Origin of the sequence: Synechococcus sp. B60.1 (genome assembly GCF_047462555.1) — a bacterium.
Lineage (GTDB): Bacteria > Cyanobacteriota > Cyanobacteriia > Thermostichales > Thermostichaceae > Thermostichus.
This window is the reverse complement of the sequence record NZ_JANSJN010000037.1, coordinates 20,049-22,608: the sequence shown is the minus strand read 5'-3', so window position 1 is coordinate 22,608 and position 2,560 is coordinate 20,049. Positions and strand designations below refer to the sequence as shown.

The window sequence follows — 2,560 nt, the reverse complement described above, 5'->3', positions numbered from 1 at the left end:
TGCTGCAGCAAGAGTAGGGGCAGGGATCCCAGGGGCTGGCAAGTTTTGGGCACAATGGGGACTGGTGTGCTGTCTCGGGTTAGGAGATCGGGAGTTCCCATGCGCTACCGCCAGCTTGGCCACAGCCCTTTGCAGGTCTCGGAAATCTGTCTGGGCACCATGACCTTTGGACAGCAGAATACCTTGGCCGAGGCTTGGGAACAGCTCGATTACGCGGTGGAGCACGGGATTAACTTCATCGACACCGCCGAGATGTACCCAGTGCCGGCGCGGGCGGAAACCCAGGGAGCCACAGAACGCTACATCGGCGAGTGGCTACAACACCAGCCGCGGGAGCGCCTCATCATCGCCACCAAGATCACTGGCCCGGGGCGACCCTGGCACTGGATCCGCGGCGGGTCTCTCTCGATTAGCCGCAACAATCTTAAGCAGGCAGTGGCTGGTAGCCTCAAACGCCTGAAGACCGACTACATCGACCTCTACCAAATCCACTGGCCGGATCGCTATGTGCCCCTGTTTGGGGGGGTGGCCTATGATCCCAGCCAGGAGCGGCCCACCGTTCCCATTGCCGAGCAACTGCAGGGCTTGGCGGAACTGGTGCAGGAGGGCATGGTGCGCTACATCGGCCTGAGCAACGAAACCCCCTGGGGAGTCTGCAAGTTTTGCCACCTGGCTGAGCAGTTGGGCCTGCCCAAGGTGGTCTCGATTCAAAACGCCTATAGCCTCCTCAACCGCACGTTTGAGATGGGCCTGGCAGAGGTCTGCCGCCATGAGCAGGTGGGGCTGCTGGCCTACAGCCCCCTGGCCTTTGGGCTGCTGACGGGCAAATACCTGGGGGGCGCCAAGCCGCCGGGATCCCGTTTGACCCTGTTTGAGGGCTTTGGCCAGCGCTACCGCAAGCCCAATGTGGAAGAGGCCGTGGCCGCCTACGTACGCATTGCCCGCCAGCACGGCCTGACCCCTGCCCAGTTGGCTTTGGCCTTTGTGCGCAGCCGCTGGTTTGTCACCAGCACCATCCTCGGAGCCACCAACCTGGCCCAGCTCAAGGAAAACCTCAGTTGCCTGGAGGTGGAGCTGTCGCCTGAGATCCTGGCGGAGATTGAGGCGGTGCACCAGCGCTACCCCAATCCTGCACCCTAAGCAGGCGACAAAACAGCCCGCCAAGGAGAACTTTTTGAGAACTTTCCTCGTCTGGGGCTATGGCTTGGATAACTAGGTCCGAGCTGGCCCCTCTTGAACTCACAAACCTCCCAGGGGCTCTCCCAGCAGATCGTGAGGTGTGAACAATGCGCAACCTTTTCCTTTGGCAGGGTTGGAAGACGGTAGCTCTGGTGGTAGGCTGCAGCAGCTTGGTTTGGATGGGGGATCCCGCTTGGGCGCAACTTTCTGACATCAGCACCTACTGGGGCGCCCAGTACATCGCCGGCTTGAACGAGCGGCAGATCATCGGCGGGTTTCCAGACGGCACCTTTCGCCCCAATGAGTCGATTACCCGCGCCCAGTTTGCCGTTATCGTTACCAAAGCTTTTGGGCTGGATACCAACGTTCCCGTACGCTCCTTTGCCGATCCCATTCCCAGTTGGGCAGCTCCCTCTATTGGCGCGGCGGCAGCAGCAGGGTATGTTTCCGGCTTTCCCGACGGCACGTTCCGTCCCAACGAGGTCCTCACCCGTGCCCAGGCCATTACTGTCCTGACCCGCGCTGCCACCAACGGCAAGCTCCTCGAGGATCCAAGCCAAATTGACGCCATCCTGGCCGGGTTCAGCGATGCCAATTTGGTTCCCAACTTTGCCCGCGCCCCCATCGCGACAGCACTTCAAGAAGGGCTGTTGGTGCTCTACCCTGATCCCACCCGCTTGAATGCCCAGGCGGTGGCCACGCGGGGGGAAGTGGCGGCTCTTACCTACCAAGCGCTGGCCAAGGTGGGCCGGGTGCCCAGCCTAGACCCACCGGTGGGAGCTGCCATTCCCAGACCAGGGATCCCTACCGAGCTCCTTGCCCAGGTTACCCCCACCCCTGAGCCCCTGGCTACGCCGGACATCCCCGTGGAGCCGCTGGTGGAAACGCTGCCTACCGCGCCGGAAGTGAGAACTTTCTTGGCCCGCGAGGAGCTGGGATCCGTCAAACCGGGGGACACCCTGACGGTGTATTTGCTGGGATCCCCGGGGGCACAGGGGTCTTTTTCCATCCCCGGTATCGCCTACAACCTGCCGTTGCAGGAAACCCGCCCTGGCCAATACGAGGGCAGCTACACCTTCCGCAGCCAAGACCGGGCCTCGGAAGCGCCGGTGTTCGCCCGCCTGGAGCGGAATGGGCTGGTGACCTTGGTGCAATTGCCGGACAAAACCATCAGCATTGGGCAGGTGACCGACACCACCTTCCCCACCATCAGCGACCTGGCCCCGCCCAACGGAGCGGTGACCGACAACCCGCGCCCCGCCATCTCCGCCCGCTTTCAAGATGACCAGAGGATCGACCTCAATAGCTTTACCCTGCTGGTGAACAATGTAGATGTCACTGCCCAAGCCCAGCTCAGCCGCACCGGCTTTACCTATACCCC

Annotated in this window: 2 protein-coding genes; both read left to right on the top strand. The window is 62.1% G+C overall.

What is annotated here, in order from left to right; all coding sequences use genetic code 11:
* Positions 1-99 precede the first annotated feature (99 nt).
* Entirely contained in the window at positions 100-1,140 is a 1,041-nt protein-coding gene (locus NW863_RS05935; RefSeq protein WP_414365178.1) for an NADP(H)-dependent aldo-keto reductase, read from the top strand.
* A 146-nt stretch (positions 1,141-1,286) separates the two neighbouring features.
* A partial coding sequence (locus NW863_RS05930) for an S-layer homology domain-containing protein (RefSeq protein ID WP_414365177.1) occupies positions 1,287-2,560 on the top strand: 1,274 nt, incomplete at its 3' end.

Bases quoted from the DNA above. Each gene is read 5' to 3' on its own strand.
- NW863_RS05935 (WP_414365178.1), top strand. From the start codon at position 100: ATGCGCTACCGCCAGCTTGGCCACAGCCCTTTGCAGGTCTCGGAAATC.